This window comes from Micromonospora sp. HB375 (genome assembly GCF_017872985.1).
Lineage (GTDB): Bacteria > Actinomycetota > Actinomycetes > Mycobacteriales > Micromonosporaceae > Micromonospora > Micromonospora chalcea.
In genome coordinates, this window is sequence record NZ_JAGGJO010000001.1 from 2,902,990 (window position 1) to 2,918,384 (window position 15,395).

A 15,395-nucleotide genomic window follows, 5' to 3' on the forward strand; every position below is an offset into this window, starting at 1 on the left:
TTGACCATATGACCGGCGCTGCCCTAGGGTCAAGGCTCGAAACACCGGCCGCGCCCCGGCGGCGACACCGGACCGATCGTGCGTCACCAGCGCCCCGACCCGCGAAGAGGGCCGAGATGCTCCCCAGCACCCCAGCGACAGCCACCCGAGCCTTCTTCTCGTTTCCGAAGGTGACCGACCCCGCCCGCCATCGCGACTACAACGCCTGGCATCAGCTCGACCACCGCCCCGAGAACCTCGCCCTGCCCGGCGTCGTGCACGGCGACCGCTGGGTGCGTACGCCCGCGTGCGAGCGGCTCGGCAGCTACCCCGATCCCGCCCTCGCCGGCAGCCAGTACATGGCGATGTACTGGTTCGCCGAGCCGGCCGCGGACGCGGTCGCCGAGTGGACGGACCTCGGCGACCGGGCGATCCACCAGGGCCGGCGTCCGGAGCTGGCCTGGACCGAACGGCCGATGACCCGGATGTTCCGGCCCGTCCAGGGCCACGTCGCCCCCCGGGCCCTGGTCACCCTCGCCGCGCTGCCGTTCCGGCCCCACCGCGGGGTGTACGTCGAGGTGAGCCGGGTCGAGACGTCCCAGCGCCCGGACGTGGCCGACCTGTCCCGGTTCGAGCACGAGACGCAGGTGCCCGACCTGCTCGCGCGCGACGGCGTCGCGGGCGTGTGGACCTTCCGCAGCGCCCCGAGCCGCAGCCGCCCCGACGGACCCGTCGTGCGGATCCGGCTCACCTACCTCGAAGCCGACCCGGTCGAGTTCGCGCGGGCCCTGGCCGCGGACCCGCCGGCGGCCCCGCCCACGGCGCTCGCCGGCACGGCCACCCCGCTGTTCACCGGGCCCCTGGCCACCATCACACCCTGGGAGTGGGACTGGTTCGACGAGCCCGCCACGGCGACGGACCGCGTGGCATGAGCGAAGCCACCGCCGGACTGTTCGAGCGCTACGGGCCCTGGGCCCTGGTCGTCGGCGGTTCCGAGGGGGTCGGCGCCGCGTTCGCCGAGCAGCTGGCCCGGGCCGGCCTGGGCATCGTGCTCGTCGCCCGCAAGCCCGCGCCGCTCGGGGAGACCGCCGACCGGGTCCGGGCGCACGGGGTCCCGTGCCGCGTGCTCGCCCTGGACCTGCTCGACGCGGACGCGACCGCCCGGATCGTCGAGGCCGTCGCCGACCTCGACCTCGGCCTGCTCGTCCTCAACGCGGGCGCGAACACCTACCGCAGCCGCTTCGTCGAGGCGGACCTCGCCCGGATCCAGGCCGTCATCGATCTCAACGTCACCCGCCCGCTCGAGCTCTGCCGGGAGCTCGGCGCCCGGCTCGCCGCACGCGGCCGCGGCGGCATCCTCGTCGTCGGCTCCTCGGCCGGCTACCTCGGCCACGCCGACATCGGCGTCTACGCCGCCGCCAAGGCCTTCACCCGGATCTTCACCGAGGGCCTCTGGCTCGAGCTGCGGCAGGTCGGTGTCGACGTGCTGCACCTGGTGCTCGGGCTCACTGCCACCCCCGCCATGGCGCGCGCCGGCCTCGACCTGACCGGCGCGGCCGACCCGGCCGACGTCGCCGCCGAGGGGCTGGCGGCCCTGGGCGCCGGCCCGGTGCACGTGGTGCGCCAGCAGGCCGAGGTCGCCGCGCGGCGCTCCGGCCCGGACCGGGCCGCCCTCGTCGCCGGCAACCACGGCGGGATGCGGGCGATGCTCGGCGGCCCGGGCACCGACCCGAGCTGACCGGCCGCGTTCACTGCGTGACGGTCCACCCGCCGTCGACGACGAGCACCGCCCCGTTGACGTACGAGGCCAGCGGCGAGAGCAGGAAGAGGATCGGCCAGGCGATCTCATCCGGTGTGGCCATCCGGTGGCTCGGCACCCGGGCCAGCACGGACTGCCCCGTCGGAGACCCGGCGAAGCCCCGCAACCTCGGGGTGTCCACCATGCCGGGTGCGACCGCGTTGGCCCGTACGACGTCGGCCCGGTGCGCGGCCAGGTGCCGGGTGTAGCCGACGATCGCTGCCTTCGCCGCGCTGTACCAGTCGGAGGCGGTGCCCACGACGGTGCCGGCGACCGAGGCGGTGTTCACGAGGGTCGCCCCGGGCGGGGCCTGTTCGAGCCAGGCCCGGGTCACCGACCGTACGCTGCCGGCACACAGCCGTACGGCGTGGTCGAAGTCGAGTTCGGTCGCCGAGGACGGGCCGGCGTTGTTGACGAGGTGGCGCACCGGCCCGTACGCCGAGTAAGTCGCGGCGAGGGCCGCGCGCACGGCCGCCTCGTCGGCGACGTCGACCACGTGCGGGTCGACCACCCCGCCCGTCGCGCGGACGGCGGCGCTCACCGCCGCGAGTGCGGCGGCGTCGAGGTCCCAGGCGGACACCACGAGTCCCTGGGCGGCGGCTGCTGCCGCGGTCGCCGCGCCGATCCCGCTGCCGGCCCCGGTCACGACGACGACGTCGCCCGTACGGAAGCCGAGCCGCGGCGCGCCGGCGCCGACCCCCGGCCGCGGGTCACCCACAGGGGCGCCCGGGCTCGCGGGCCGGGTCCGGCCCGGCCTCCGCAGCCGGGCCGCCGGGCGGCCACGGGCTGCTGATCGGGTCGGAGGCGTCGCGGGCTCCCCGCAGTGCCGCTTCGGGGATCGGCCACTGGCCGGCGAGGTCGTCGACCCGCTGCCACTCGGAGACGGTGCGGCGTTCCTGCACGCGCCACTCGCCCGCGCGCCGGGTGACCAGGTCGACGTAGCGGAACCCGCTGATGATGTTGCCGCGTGGCGGCTCGGACGTGCTGCGCTGCAACGCGATGCCGTACGTCTCGGCCCGGGCGCGGTCCGGGTCGGCCGGGTCGAGTTCGACCAGGATGTTCGTCAGGTAGTGCATCGTCATGGTGCGCCGCGCCACGAGCGCGAAGACCGTGTCCAGCATCGTGTCCCGGTCGGCGGTGGTCCCGCCGAGGGTGATCCGGGCGTCCGGGTGGAAGGCGCTCGCGGCCAGGTCCCGGTCCATCCGGTCGATCCCGCGTGCATAGCGCAGCAGGGCCCGTTCGACGGCCCGCTCGGCGAGCAGCGCGTCCAGCTCGACCGGGCCGGCCGGGAAGGGCCGCGACGGTTCAGACACCGAAGCCTCCGTCGACGTCGAGCTTCTGCCCGGAGATGAAGCCGGCCCGGTCGCTGGCCAGGAAGCAGGCGGCCTCGGCGATGTCGAGGGCACTGCCGAACCGCCGCAGTGGAGTCGAGGACCGGGCGACGGCCAGGGCGCGCTCGTCGAGGTCCCCCGAGGAGATCAGCCGCTCGGCCATCCCGTCGGTGAGCATGCCCGGCCCGACGCAGTTGAACCGGATGCCGAAGCGGCCCTCCTCGTTGGCGAAGGCCCGTACGAGCGCCTCGAGCGCCGCCTTCGGCGCGGCGGACAGGCCGTCCCGGGCGGGATAGCGCGTCGTCGCCGCGGTCGTGATCGCCACGACGTTGCCACGGCTCTGCCGCAGGGCCGGGAGACAGGCCGAGACCAGCGTGAAGAAGGCGGTCGTGTCGTTTGCGACCTGCATGGCGAACTGCTCGGGGCGCACTGTGGACAGGTGCCGCATGGGCACGTGCGGCCCGGCCGCGTGCACGACCGTGTGCAGCGGCCCGCGGCTCCCGGTGAGCTCCGCCACCAGCGCGGCGGTGGCCTCGGCGTCGGTGAGATCGAGGTGGTGCGCCGAGTGCGTGCCGGACGCGACGGGCGGCAGTTCGTCGAGCACCTGCCGGGCGGCGTCGGCGTCGGTGCGGTAGGTGATCGCCACCGCCGACCCTCGACGCGCCAGCTCGCGGGCGATGACCCGGCCGAGGCCGCCGGTGCCGCCGGTGACGAGCGCGACGCCGGCGCGGTGGACGAAGTCGGCGGGCACGGGCAGTGCCGCCGTGGGCGCGGTCGGGGAGGACTGGTCGGTCACGACAACTCCTGAGGAGGTGGGAGGGCCGGGGGAGGTCAGGTCGCGGGGAGGGGGTCGGCGCGTCCGCGACGCAACCACAGGAGCACGGTGGCGGCCGTGGCCAGGCATGCGGCGGCGTACAGCAGGAACGCGGTCGTGGAGCCGAGCCACGTGCTCAGCCCGCCGAGCAGGAGGGCGCCGAACGGCATGCCACCCCAGCCGAGGAAGTAGAGGCTCATCACCCGGCCGCGCTGCGCGTCGTCGACGACCTTCTGGACCACCGTCTGCAGGGTCACCATGGCGCCGATGCTGAACGTGCCGCACAGCAGCGCGGCCGCCGCGAGCACGGGCACCGTCGTGGCGGCGCCGAGCAGGGCGTTGCTCAGGCCGAGCAGAACGAGGGTGACAGCGGCGTGCCACACGGTGGCGATGCGCTCGGACAGACGGGCCACGACGAGGATGCCGAGGAGCGAGCCCAGCCCGGTCAGCGCCACGAGCACGGGGAAGACCGGATCCGGGTTGTCAGTGGTCGCGGCCGCCCGGACGGGGAGCTGGGTGGTGAAGGCGCACCCGAAGAACGCGTTCACCGCGACGATGACGAGGCAGAGCGCGGCCGGGGGACGCTCGCGGGCGTGCCGGATCCCGGCGCGTACCTGGGTGGTCAGGCTTTCCCGGGCCACCCGGACGGCCGGCGGGATGCGCCGGGTGCGGACCGCTACCGCGGCGGCGGCCGCGGCGAGAGTGAGCGTCGCGTACATCACGAACGTGCCCAGCGGTCCCCAGGCCACGAGGATCAGCCCGGCGACCGCGGGGCCGATCGAGCGGGCGAGGTTGAGCCCGGCCGCCTGGATCGGGACGGCATGGCCGAGCGCCTCGGCCGGGACGGTGTTTGCCACGAGGGCCTGGGTCACGGGGGACAGGAAGCTGATTCCGGTGCCGGCGAGGAAGGCGAGCCCGAGCATCACGGGCAGGGCGACGATGCTGGCCGCGATCGTCGCCGCGCAGACCCCGGCCAGGACGGTGGTCGCCAGGAGTACGCCGATCTGCAGCCGCCGTCGGTCGACCGCGTCGGCCAGCACCCCGGCCGGGATGGAGAAGAGCGTGAACGGCACGAGCAGACAGAAGAAGAGCGCCCCCATCGTCGCCGGGGTGGCGTCGCTCTCGATCAGCACCGACTGGAAGGCGATGTTGCAGCCCCAGTAGCCGGCCTGGGACAACACCAGGGTCAGGAGTACGAAGCGGAAGTCTCGGAATTGCAGGGCCGAGAACATTTTCACGTCTTTCGCCATCCTTCTGTCGTTTCCGGGACCCTACCAAGCGCTTGCTTGCATAGCTAGTGCCGGGTGTGGTTTTCTTCCCGTACCTCGAGTGAAAGGGCGTGCCGTGAGCGGCTTCTGCGCAGGACGAACGGTGATCGTGACCGGTGCCGGACAGGGGCTGGGCCGGGTCCACGCCCTCGAATTCGCCCGGCAGGGCGCGAACGTCGTCGTCAACGACATCGACAGCAGCCGGGCGGCGGCCCAGGCCGTCGTCGACGAGATCCGCGCGCTGGGCGGTCGCGCGGTCGTCAGCACCGGCGACGTCAGCGACTGGGCCTACGGTGAGCGCCTCGTGCGCGAGACGGTCGAGACCTTCGGCGGGCTGCACACCCTCGTCAACAACGCCGGCATCAACCGCGACCGGATGCTTGTCAACATGAGCGAGCAGGAGTGGGACCTGGTCCTGCGGGTCGACCTCAAGGGACACTTCGTCCCGATGCGCCACGCCGCCGCCTACTGGCGGGACGAGGCCAAGGCCGGCCGCCCGGTCGCCGCGCGCGTGGTCAACACGTCCTCCGGCGCGGGGCTCATGGGCAGCGTCGGACAGGGCAACTACGGCGCCGCCAAGGCCGGGATCGCCGCGCTGACCCAGATCGCGGCCGCCGAGTGGGCCCGGTACGGCATCGTCGTCAACGCCATCGCCCCCTCGGCCCGTACCCCGATGACCGAGGCCGTCTTCGCCGAGGCGATGGCCGCCCCCGCGACGGGCTTCGACGCGATGGACCCGGCAAACGTCTCCCCGCTCGTGGTCTGGCTCGGCTCCGACGCCGCGTGGGCCGTCAGCGGCGCCGTCTTCGAGGTCGCCGGCGGCGAGGTCTCGCTCGCCGACGGCTGGCGCCACGGGCCGGCCGCCGACAAGGGCGGCCGATGGGAACCGGAGGAGCTCACCGACGTGGTCGCCGACCTCATCGCCCGCTCCGAGCCGCCGACCCCCGTCTACGGTGCCTGACATGGGTGCTGACGCAGCGCGGGCCACCGGTGCGCCGGTGAGCGACGAGCAGTTCCGGGCCGAGATCCGCGGCTGGCTCCAGGAGGCCCTGACCGGGCCGTTCGCCGAGGCCGTCGGCACCGGCGGCGAGGGACGCGAGCACGAGGCGCACGAGCTGCGCCGCGAGTGGGAGCGCCACCTGGGCCGGGCCGGCTGGATCGGCCTTTCCTGGCCCACCGAGTACGGCGGTCGCCCGGCGACCCTCGCCCAGCAGGTCATCTTCCACGAGGAGTACGCCCGCGCCGGCGCGCCCGGCCGGCTCGGGCACATGTCCGAGCAACTGCTCGGCCCGACCCTGCTCGCGTTCGGCACGCCGGAGCAGAAGGCCCGCTTCCTGCCCCGCATCACCAGCGGCGAGGACATCTGGTGCCAGGGCTACTCCGAGCCCGGCGCGGGCTCGGACCTCGCCGGAGTGCGCACCCGCGCCGAACGCCGGGGCGACCACTACGTCATCACCGGGCAGAAGGTGTGGACCTCGCTGGCGCACCTGGCCGACTGGTGCTTCGTGCTGTGCCGCACCGATCCCGGCTCGACCCGCCACGCGGGCCTGTCGTACCTGCTGGTGCCGATGAATCAGCCCGGCGTGACGGTGCGCCCGATCACCCAGCTGACCGGCACGAGCGAGTTCAACGAGGTCTTCTTCGACGAGGCCGTCGCCGCCGTCGAGCACCGTGTCGGCGCCGAGGGCGAGGGCTGGAAGGTCGCCATGGGCACGCTGGGCTTCGAGCGGGGCGTGTCCACCCTCGGCCAGCAGATCGGCTTCCGCCGGCGCCTCGACGCCGTCATCGCCCGGGCCCGCTCCAACGGCGCCTGGCAGGAGCCGGCGCTGCGTGACCGCCTCGTCGACGCATACATCGGGCTCGAGGTGATGCGGCACTCGGCGGTGCGGCTGCTCGCGTCCGCCGGTGAGGGGCTGTCCGGTCTGGAGGCGTCGATCTCCAAGCTCCAGTGGGCCACGTGGAACCGCTCGCTGGGTGAGCTCGCGGTCGACGTCGAGGGGGCCGGGGCGCTGCTCACCGGGCCCGGGTACGAGCTGGACGACGCCCAGACCCACTTCCTCTTCAGCCGCGCCAACACGATCTACGGCGGCTCCAACGAGATCCAGCGCAACATCATCGCCGAGCGCCTGCTCGGCCTGCCCCGATGAGGTGAGGACGATGACCGGAACGCCCGAGGACCTCGCCGAGATCCGTGCCTCCGTGGCCGAGGTGCTCGACGGGCAGGCCGACCTGCGCCGAACCCACGAGGTCATGGTCGGGGAGCGGGGCTACGACCCGCTGCTGCACGAGTTGCTCACGGCCGAGCTGGGCCTGCTCGGCCTCGTCGTACCGGAGCACCTCGGCGGCCTCGGCCTGGACGTGCCCGCCGCGACCGCCGTCATCGAGGAGCTCGGGGCCCGGCTCGTGCCGGGCGCGCTCGCGACGAGCCTCACCGCGATCCTCGCCGCCCGCGCCCTCGGCCCGAGCGCCGAGCCCCTGCTGGCACGCGTCGTGGACGAGCAGCTGACCCTGGCCGTCGCGCTCGCCGAGGACGGCGCGGGCTGGGATCTCGGGCAGACCGCCACCCGGGCCACCGGCGCCGGGGACGAGTGGGCGCTGACCGGGACGAAGACCCTCGTCCCCGGGGCCGAAGCCGCCCGGGTCGTTCTCGTCACCGCCCGCAACGAGGGCGGTGAGCTCGGCGTCTACGCGGTGGACCGGGCCGCCGACGGGGTGGACGTGCGGACGCACATGACGCTCGACCAGACCCGTCGGCTGAGCACCGTGCGCCTGCGCGAGGCCGCCGCCACCCGGGTCGACGCCCCCGGCGGCGACGGTGCCCGGGTGCTGCTGGACCACGTACGCGCGATGCTCGCGCTGGAGTCGGCGGCCGCCGCCCGCGCCTGCCTCGACCTCACCGTCGACTACCTCAAGGTGCGGGAGCAGTTCGGCCGCCCGATCGGGTCGTTCCAGGCCCTCAAGCACCGCTGCGCCGACCTCGCCGTCGCGGTCGCCGGGGCGCGGGCCACCGCCGACCACCTCGTCACGACGTTGCGCACCGGGGCCGCCACCCGCTCGCACGACGCGGCGCTGGCCAAGCTCGTGTGCGCCGACACGCTGATGACCGTCGCGGCCGAGGCGATCCAGTTGCACGGCGGCATCGGGTTCACCTTCGAACACCACGCACACCTGTTCTTCAAGCGCGGCAAGTCGGCGCAGCTGCTGGCCGGCTCTGCGGCGGCGGTCCGCGCCGAGGTGGCGGCGCTCGCCGGCCTCTGAGCGAGGCGCCGAACTCCACGGCAGGCAGGAGCGGAGGGGCCGCACCGAACCGGTGCGGCCCCTCCGCCGTACATGCCCCGCGCGCTCAGCCGAGCGGACCGGCGCCGGGCGGCTGGGCGGCCAGGTGCCGCGACGGGATCTCCCCACCACCGTCGACGACGATCTCCGTGCCGGTGACGTAGGCGGACAGCGGCGAGACGAGCAACAGGCAGGCCGCGGCGATGTCGGCCGGGGTGGCCATCCGCCGCATGGGGATGGTCCGCGCCACGCGGTCCTGCCCCGCCTCGTCGCCGTAGTAGAGATGCGACAGCTCGGTCTGCACGAGACCCACAGTCACCTGGTTGACCCGTACGGCGGGCGCGAAGTCGAGTCCGAGGCACCGGGTCAGCATCGTCAGGCCCGCCTTGGCCGCGGCGTACGCGGCGGTGTCCGGGGCCGGGTTGGCTCCGGCGACCGAGCCGATGTTGATGATCGTCCCGCTGCCCTGACGCTGCATGACCTCGTTGGCCTGCTGGGCGACGTAGAACGGGGCGAGCAGGTTGAGCGTGACGACCGCCGAGACGAAGCGGGGGGACACCGTCGCGGTGTCGGCGCTCGGTGCGCCACCGGCGTTGTTGACCAGGATGTCGAGCCGGCCGAACCGGTCCACCGCCGCGGCGACGAGGGCCTTGGCCTGCTCCGGGTCGCGTACGTCCGACTGGACGAAGACGGGCGTGCGTCCGTCGATCCCGGGCAGTTCCTCGGGCTCGCTGCGGCCGCACACGATCACCCGCGCCCCGGCCCGGAGGAAGGCGCGGGTGATCTCGGCGCCGATGCCACGGGTGCCTCCGGTGACGACGGCGACCTGGCCGGTCAGGTCGACGCCGCCGGGCGTCGCGGGGGAGTGGGTCATCAGAGCCTCTCGATGATCGTGACGTTGGCCTGGCCGCCGCCCTCGCACATCACCTGCAGGCCGTAGCGGCCGCCGGTGCGTTCGAGCTCGTGCAGAAGGGTGGTCATCAGCCGGGCGCCGGTGGCGCCGAGCGGGTGGCCCAGGGCGATCGCGCCGCCGTTGACGTTGACCCGCTCCGGGTCGGCCCCCGTCTCCTGGAGCCAGGCGAGCACGACCGAGGCGAACGCCTCGTTGATCTCGAACAGGTCGATGTCGTCGATCGACATTCCGGTGCGTTCGAGCGCGTGGGCGGTGGCGGGGATCGGGGCGGTGAGCATCAGCACCGGGTCGTCGGCGCGTACCGACAGGTGGTGGATCCGGGCGCGCGGGGTCACGCCGTGCTCGGCCACGGCCTGCTCGCTCATGACGAGCAGGGCCGCCGCGCCGTCGCAGATCTGGCTCGCCACGGCGGCGGTGACCCGGCCGCCGGGGGTCAGCGGGTCGAGGGCGGCCATCTTCTCCAGGCTCGTGTCGGCGCGCGGGCAGGTGTCGGTGTCGACGTCGCCGACGGCGCGGATCTCGCGGCCGAAGCGGCCCTCGGCGATGGCCCGCAGGGCCCGCTCGTGGCTTCGCAGGGCGAAGCGCTCCATGTCCTCCCGGCTGACGCCCCACTTCTCGGCGATCATCTCGGCCGAGCGGAACTGCGAGATCTGCTCGTCGCCGTAGCGCTCGCGCCAGCCGATCGACCCGGAGAAGGGGTCGTCGAAGCCGTACTGCTGACCGGTGAGCATCGCGGCCGAGATGGGGATGGCACTCATGTTCTGCACGCCCCCGGCGACCACGACGTCGTTGACTCCGGCCATGACGGCCTGGGCCGCGAAGTGCACCGCCTGCTGGCTCGAGCCGCACTGCCGGTCCACTGTGACGCCGGGTACGTGCTGCGGGAGGCCGGCGGCGAGCCAGGCGGTGCGGGCGATGTCACCGGCCTGTGGGCCGATGGTGTCGACACAGCCGAACACGACGTCCTCGACGGCGCCGGGGTCGATCCCCGAGGAACTCATGAGGCTGGTGAGCGCGGCGGCTCCCAGATCGGCGGAGTGGATCTTGGCGAGCGCGCCACCGCGTCGCGTGACGGGGGTGCGGACGGCGTCCACGATGTATGCCTCTGCCACCGGGTTCCCTTCCTTCAGATGCCTCACCGGTCGGTGCCGCCGGCGTCGCTGCCGCTAGTCTAGCAAGCGCTTGGTTGGTAGTCTGTGCCTCGTTTCCGACAAGTGACCGGCTCCGCGTGAGGAGATGTGCGTGAGTGACGTGTTGACCACGATCCCCGCCCTGCTGCGGCAGGCCGCGCAGGACGCCGCCGAGCTGGAGGCCCTCGTCGACGGGGACGTGCGGATGACCTTCGCCGAGCTCGACGCGGCCGTCAACCGGTTCGCGCGGGCCGCTGTCGCGCACGGTCTCGAGCCGGGGGACCGCGTCGTCGTCTGGGCCCCGAACAGCGCCGACTGGGTCGTCAGCGCCCTCGGCGTGCTGGCTGCGGGCGGCGTGCTGTGCCCCGTCAACACCCGCTTCCGTGGTGCGGAGGCACGGTCCGTCATCGCCAAGGTCCGGGCCACGATGGTCGTCCTGGACGACACCTTCCTGGACGCCCACTACCTGGCCGCGCTGCGCGGTGACGGGCCGTCACCGGCCGTCGGCCGCCCCGTGCCACTGCTGCCCTCGGTGCGTACCGTCGTCGACCTGTCCGCCACCGGCCGCGAGCAGACCGATCACGGCGTGTGGTCCCTGGCGGGCTTCACCGCGCTGGCCGACCAGGTCGACCCCGGAGTCGTGGACGAACGGATCGCCGCCCTCGCCCCGGAGGACGTGTCCGACATCCTGTTCACCTCCGGCACCACCGGCTACCCCAAGGGCGCGATGGTCTCGCACGCCTCGAACCTTCGCGTCGACCGGGAGTGGGCCCGACTCGTCGGGCTGCGGCGAGGCGACCGCTATCTCATGGTCAACCCGTTCTTCCACAGCTTCGGCTGGCGGGCCGGCATCCTGGCCTGCCTCCTCACCCGCGCCACGATCATCCCGGTCGCCGTGTTCGCCGTCGAGACCGTGCTGCGTCTCATCGAGCAGGAACGGGTCACGGTCTTCCCCGGCGCGCCCACCGTCTACACGTCCCTGCTCGAACACCCCGACCTCGGCAGGTACGACCTCAGCTCGGTACGCCTGGCCGTCACCGGCGCCACGATCGTGCCGGTGCCGCTGCTGCGCCGGATGCGCGAGGAACTCGGCTTCCGCGACGTCATCACCGCCTACGGCCTGACCGAGACGTGCGGCACCGCTACCGTGTGCCCGCCCGACGCCGGCCTCGAACGGATCTCGACCAGCTGCGGGCGGGCGATCCCGGGCACCGAGTTGCGGATCGCCGGTCTCGACGGACAGCCGCTGCCGGCCGGCGAGTCGGGCGAGATCCTCGTGCGCGGCTACAACGTGATGGCGGGCTACTTCGAGGACCCGGACGCCACGGCGCAGGCCATCGACGAGGACGGCTGGCTGCACACCGGTGACGTCGGCTGGGTCGACGAGGACGGCTACCTGCGCATCACCGACCGGATCAAGGACGTCTACATGGTCGGGGGCTTCAACGTCTACCCCGCCGAGGTCGAGCGGGTGCTGTCCGAACATCCCGCCGTCTTCGACGTCGCGGTCGTCGGGGTCCCCGACGCGCGGATGGGCGAGGTCGGCAGCGCCTTCGTGCAGACCGTTCCCGCCTGGACCGGTGACGAGTCGGCGCTCGCCGACGAGCTCGAGGCGTGGTGCCGGGAGCGGCTGGCCAACTTCAAGCGCCCGCGCAGCTTCACCGTCGTTGCGGCGCTGCCACGAACCGCGAGCGGAAAGATCCAGAAGTTCAAGCTCACCGGGTGAGCCCGGCGTTGCGCTTCGTGCGGGCGCACCGGCCCCGGTGCCCTGCTCGCCGGCAGGCCCGACGCCCCGACCAGACCTGACACCGACGGCACCGCCGTCACGGGCGCCAGCCCGAGAACCGGAGGACACCAATGCAGGACGCAGTCATCGTCGCCGCGGCGCGCTCGCCGATCGGCCGGGCCTTCAAGGGGTCGTTGGCCTCGATGCGGGCCGACGACCTGGCCACCCAGATGGTCCAGGCGGCCCTGGCCCAGGTGCCGGCGCTCGACCCGACCCAGATCGACGACCTCATGCTCGGCTGCGCGCAGCCGGCCGGCGAGCAGGGCTGGGGCCTCGCGCGCGTCGTCGCTGTCGAACTCGGGCTCGACCGGGTTCCCGGGACGACGGTGCAGCGGTACTGCGCGTCGAGCCTGCAGACGACCCGGATGGCGCTGCACGCCATCCGCTCCGGTGAGGCCGACGTGCTCGTCTCCGCCGGGGTCGAGGCCGTCTCGCGCTTCGCCGCCGGCAAGTCCGACGGCATGCCGGACACGAAGAACCCGATCTTCGCCGCGGCGGGGGAGCGCACCGCCACCCGCGGACGGGGTGGCGCCGGCCCGTGGACCGACCCACGCGACGCGAATGAACTGCCCGACGTCTACATCGCGATGGGCGAGACCGCCGAGAACGTCGCGAGCCACCGCGGTGTGAGCCGCGCCGAGCAGGACGAGTGGGCCGCCACGAGCCAGCAGCGGGCCCAGGCCGCGATCGAGTCGGGCTTCTTCGCCACCGACATCACGCCGGTGACCCTCGCCGACGGCACCGTCGTGGCCACCGACGACAGCCCTCGCGCCGGAGTGACGGCCGAGTCGCTGTCCGGCCTCAAACCGGCCTTCCGGCCCGACGGTACGGTGACCGCGGGCAACTGCTGCCCGCTCAACGACGGCGCGGCCGCCCTCATCATCATGTCCAGCCGCAAGGCCGCCGAACTCGGCGTCACGCCGCTGGCCCGGATCCTGTCCACCGGTGTCTCGGCGATCTCGCCGGAGATCATGGGTCTCGGCCCGGTCGAGGCGTCGAGGCGGGCCCTCGCGCTGGCCGGGCTCTCGATGGCCGACATCGATCTCGTCGAGCTCAACGAGGCGTTCGCCGCTCAGGTCGTCCCCTCCATCTCGGACCTCAAGGCCAACCCCGAGCAGGTCAACGTGCACGGCGGCGCGATCGCCCTGGGCCACCCGTTCGGTCAGACCGGAGCGCGGATGACGACGACGCTCATCAACGGGCTGCGGGCGCGGGACGGCCAGTTCGGCCTCGAGACCATGTGCACGGCCGGTGGCCAGGGCATGGCGATGGTCATCGAGCGGCTCTCCTAGGCGGGTGTGTCGACGTCCCCGGTCGAACCGGGGACGTCGACACCCGGCTCACGCCACCACGCCGAGTGGGTGCGGCCGGGCGGATCAGTGCCGGGGCAGCGCCGCCGCGAGGGCCGCCGCCCGGCCGGCGACGGCGGCCGCCTGCTCGGCGAACGAGGCCGCGGTGCGGTCGCCGCCGCTCATCGCGCCCTGCGTGACCCTGGTGTACACGCCCTCGAGGATGCACGCGGTCTTCCACCAGTTGTAGGCGACGAAGTAGTCGATCCGCCCCGGGTCGGTGCCGGTGGCGAGGCAGTACCGGGAGAGCAGTTCGTCCCGGGTCGAGAAGCCGGGCCGGACCGTGGCCGGGTCGTGCAGCGCGCGGGCCGTGTCGCCGGCCTGCGCCCAGTAGACGAGCAACTGGCCGACGTCGGCCAACGGGTCGCCGACGGTGGTGAGTTCCCAGTCGAGTACGCCCTGGACCCGCCATCGCGAGTCGAGCATGCAGTTGTCCAGGCGGAAGTCGCCGTGCACGATCCCCGAGCGGGACTGCCCGGGCGCCGCGGCCACCAGGTGCTCGTGCGCGGTCTGCAGGTCGGGCAGGTCGCGGATCCTGCTCCGCTGCCAGTTCTCGTGCCAGCGTCCGAGTTGCCGGGTGAGGTAGTCACGGCGGCGGGCCAGGCCGCCCAGTCCGATGACCTCCGGGGCGAGTCGGTGCAGGGCCACGAGAGCGTCGACGAGCGTGGGGCCGATGAGCGCGCGGTCGGCCTCGGTGGTGAGCCGCTCGACATCGGCGGGGCTGCGCAGGATCACGCCGTCGAGGTGCTCGAGTACGACGAGAGGGGCGCCGGCCACCTCGCCCGTCTCCTCGACGGCGAGCACCCGGGGCGCCGGGAGGTGGCCGTGCAGACCGCGCAGGATCCGCGCCTCGCGCAGGACGTCGTGTGCGGTGGCCGGGTGGTTTCCGAGTGGTGGACGGCGCAGCACGACGACGTGGCCGGCCGCGTCGGTGGTCCGGTAGGTCAGGTTGGAGCGCCCTCCGGCGATGACCTCGTGCCGGAGGTTGCCCTGCAGCTCGGGCACCGCGCGGCTGAGCCAGGCGTCGACGCCCGCGGGCAGCCCGGCGTGCCGGGTGGGCTCGATCGGGGCCGGACCTGTCCGGGCGTGACCTGCTGCCGTCATGGGGGGCGCCTCCTCTTCCGGGCACCACCCTAGCAAGCGCTTGGTTTGTCCGCGCTCAGTCGCGGGCGAGAATGCCGTCGAGGAACACCGAGACGAAGTCGTCGGCGAAGTTCGCCATGGAGTACGACGGGGTCGGCTTGAACCAGCGGACCGAGAGCCACAGCGCGTCGCGCAGCATGCCGTGCAGCACGCGTACCGGGATGTCGTTGCGGAAGTCGCCCGTGGCGATACCGGCCTCGAGCACCTGGATCCAGGCCCGCTGGATCGTGGCGGCCGCCTCGCGGATGTGCTCGTAGCCCTCGATCTTGGGCAGGTAGCCGCTCGAGTTCTGGTAGATCTCGGTCGCGTGCGGGTGGGCCTCGATGTTGGCCAGCGAACTGGTGACGAGTTTGCGCAACTGGGTCGCCGGCTTCTCCTCGGACGCCAGGACTTCGCCGTAGCGGTAGGTCAGGTCGGTCAGGTAGTCCGAGATGATCGCGTTGACCATCTCGTCCTTGGACTTGAAGTGGTGGTACAGGCTGCCGGAGAGGATCCCGACCGAATCGGCGATCTCGCGGACGGTCGTGGCATCGATTCCCTTGGCTGCGAAAAGGTGGGCGGCGTTGTCGAGGATGACCGAGCGTCGGTCCTGGGTCGTCGACATATGG

Annotated in this window: 15 protein-coding genes; 7 read left to right on the plus strand and 8 right to left on the minus strand. The window is 73.2% G+C overall.

Features of this window, described 5'->3' with window-relative positions; all coding sequences use genetic code 11:
- The first annotated feature begins 170 nt into the window (after positions 1 to 170).
- The gene (locus J3R08_RS13420; protein WP_051611041.1) at positions 171 to 911 is read left to right on the plus strand and encodes a hypothetical protein; all 741 of its coding nucleotides are present in this window, start codon (positions 171 to 173) and stop codon (positions 909 to 911) included.
- Positions 908 to 1,717, plus strand: a complete 810-nt coding sequence (locus J3R08_RS13425; RefSeq protein ID WP_209961410.1) for an SDR family oxidoreductase — start codon at positions 908 to 910, stop codon at positions 1,715 to 1,717. Before J3R08_RS13420 ends, J3R08_RS13425 begins: the two co-directional genes overlap by 4 nt.
- A 10-nt stretch (positions 1,718 to 1,727) precedes the next feature.
- Here J3R08_RS13425 and J3R08_RS13430 read toward each other — a convergent pair whose 3' ends face one another.
- Genes J3R08_RS13430 through J3R08_RS13445 form a run of 4 tightly spaced genes read right to left on the minus strand, consistent with a single transcriptional unit; the run spans position 1,728 to position 5,154 of the window.
- Complete coding sequence (locus tag J3R08_RS13430; protein WP_209961413.1) at positions 1,728 to 2,495, minus strand: SDR family oxidoreductase; 768 nt, start codon at positions 2,493 to 2,495, stop codon at positions 1,728 to 1,730.
- On the minus strand, positions 2,488 to 3,090 hold the full coding sequence (locus J3R08_RS13435; protein WP_209961416.1) for a nuclear transport factor 2 family protein: 603 nt from the start codon (positions 3,088 to 3,090) through the stop codon (positions 2,488 to 2,490). Before J3R08_RS13435 ends, J3R08_RS13430 begins: the two co-directional genes overlap by 8 nt.
- Positions 3,083 to 3,904 carry an SDR family NAD(P)-dependent oxidoreductase gene (locus tag J3R08_RS13440; RefSeq protein WP_209961419.1) on the minus strand — a complete coding sequence of 274 codons (822 nt, stop codon included), beginning with the start codon at positions 3,902 to 3,904 and terminating at the stop codon, positions 3,083 to 3,085. Before J3R08_RS13440 ends, J3R08_RS13435 begins: the two co-directional genes overlap by 8 nt.
- Positions 3,905 to 3,939: 35 nt before the next feature.
- Entirely contained in the window at positions 3,940 to 5,154 is a 1,215-nt protein-coding gene (locus J3R08_RS13445) for an MFS transporter (protein WP_064446342.1), read from the minus strand.
- 112 nt (positions 5,155 to 5,266) lie between these two features.
- On the opposite strand from J3R08_RS13445, the gene J3R08_RS13450 reads away from it, so the two are divergent.
- The 3 genes from J3R08_RS13450 to J3R08_RS13460 are packed head-to-tail and all read left to right on the plus strand — an operon-like array spanning position 5,267 to position 8,448.
- Positions 5,267 to 6,151 carry an SDR family oxidoreductase gene (locus J3R08_RS13450; RefSeq protein ID WP_209961421.1) on the plus strand — a complete coding sequence of 295 codons (885 nt, stop codon included), beginning with the start codon at positions 5,267 to 5,269 and terminating at the stop codon, positions 6,149 to 6,151.
- A gap of 37 nt (positions 6,152 to 6,188) precedes the next feature.
- Positions 6,189 to 7,337 carry an acyl-CoA dehydrogenase family protein gene (locus J3R08_RS13455; RefSeq protein WP_199496114.1) on the plus strand — a complete coding sequence of 383 codons (1,149 nt, stop codon included), beginning with the start codon at positions 6,189 to 6,191 and terminating at the stop codon, positions 7,335 to 7,337.
- A 10-nt stretch (positions 7,338 to 7,347) separates the two neighbouring features.
- On the plus strand, positions 7,348 to 8,448 hold the full coding sequence (locus J3R08_RS13460) for an acyl-CoA dehydrogenase family protein (protein WP_209961423.1): 1,101 nt from the start codon (positions 7,348 to 7,350) through the stop codon (positions 8,446 to 8,448).
- Between the two features lie 85 nt (positions 8,449 to 8,533).
- On the opposite strand, the gene J3R08_RS13465 is transcribed toward J3R08_RS13460, so the two are convergent.
- On the minus strand, positions 8,534 to 9,340 hold the full coding sequence (locus tag J3R08_RS13465; RefSeq protein WP_043324825.1) for an SDR family oxidoreductase: 807 nt from the start codon (positions 9,338 to 9,340) through the stop codon (positions 8,534 to 8,536).
- A complete protein-coding gene (locus J3R08_RS13470) occupies positions 9,340 to 10,491 on the minus strand; it encodes an acetyl-CoA C-acetyltransferase (RefSeq protein ID WP_064446337.1) in 1,152 nt (383 codons plus the stop codon). Before J3R08_RS13470 ends, J3R08_RS13465 begins: the two co-directional genes overlap by 1 nt.
- 139 nt (positions 10,492 to 10,630) lie before the next feature.
- Between J3R08_RS13470 and J3R08_RS13475 the strand changes: the two genes are divergently transcribed.
- Together J3R08_RS13475 and J3R08_RS13480 are read left to right on the plus strand one after the other, a co-directional pair.
- Positions 10,631 to 12,235 (plus strand): FadD3 family acyl-CoA ligase, encoded by a 1,605-nt coding sequence (locus J3R08_RS13475; RefSeq protein WP_280841900.1) that lies wholly within the window; start codon positions 10,631 to 10,633, stop codon positions 12,233 to 12,235.
- A 131-nt stretch (positions 12,236 to 12,366) separates the two neighbouring features.
- Positions 12,367 to 13,587, plus strand: coding sequence for an acetyl-CoA C-acetyltransferase (locus tag J3R08_RS13480; RefSeq protein ID WP_064446335.1), 1,221 nt, complete (start codon positions 12,367 to 12,369; stop codon positions 13,585 to 13,587).
- An 84-nt stretch (positions 13,588 to 13,671) separates the two neighbouring features.
- Here the strand turns inward: J3R08_RS13480 and J3R08_RS13485 are convergent, their stop codons facing one another.
- Positions 13,672 to 14,748: a phosphotransferase family protein gene (locus J3R08_RS13485; protein ID WP_209961427.1), complete on the minus strand. Its 1,077-nt coding sequence runs from the start codon at positions 14,746 to 14,748 to the stop codon at positions 13,672 to 13,674.
- A 55-nt stretch (positions 14,749 to 14,803) separates the two neighbouring features.
- A complete protein-coding gene (locus J3R08_RS13490; RefSeq protein ID WP_043324821.1) occupies positions 14,804 to 15,391 on the minus strand; it encodes a TetR/AcrR family transcriptional regulator in 588 nt (195 codons plus the stop codon).
- Positions 15,392 to 15,395: the final 4 nt, after the last annotated feature.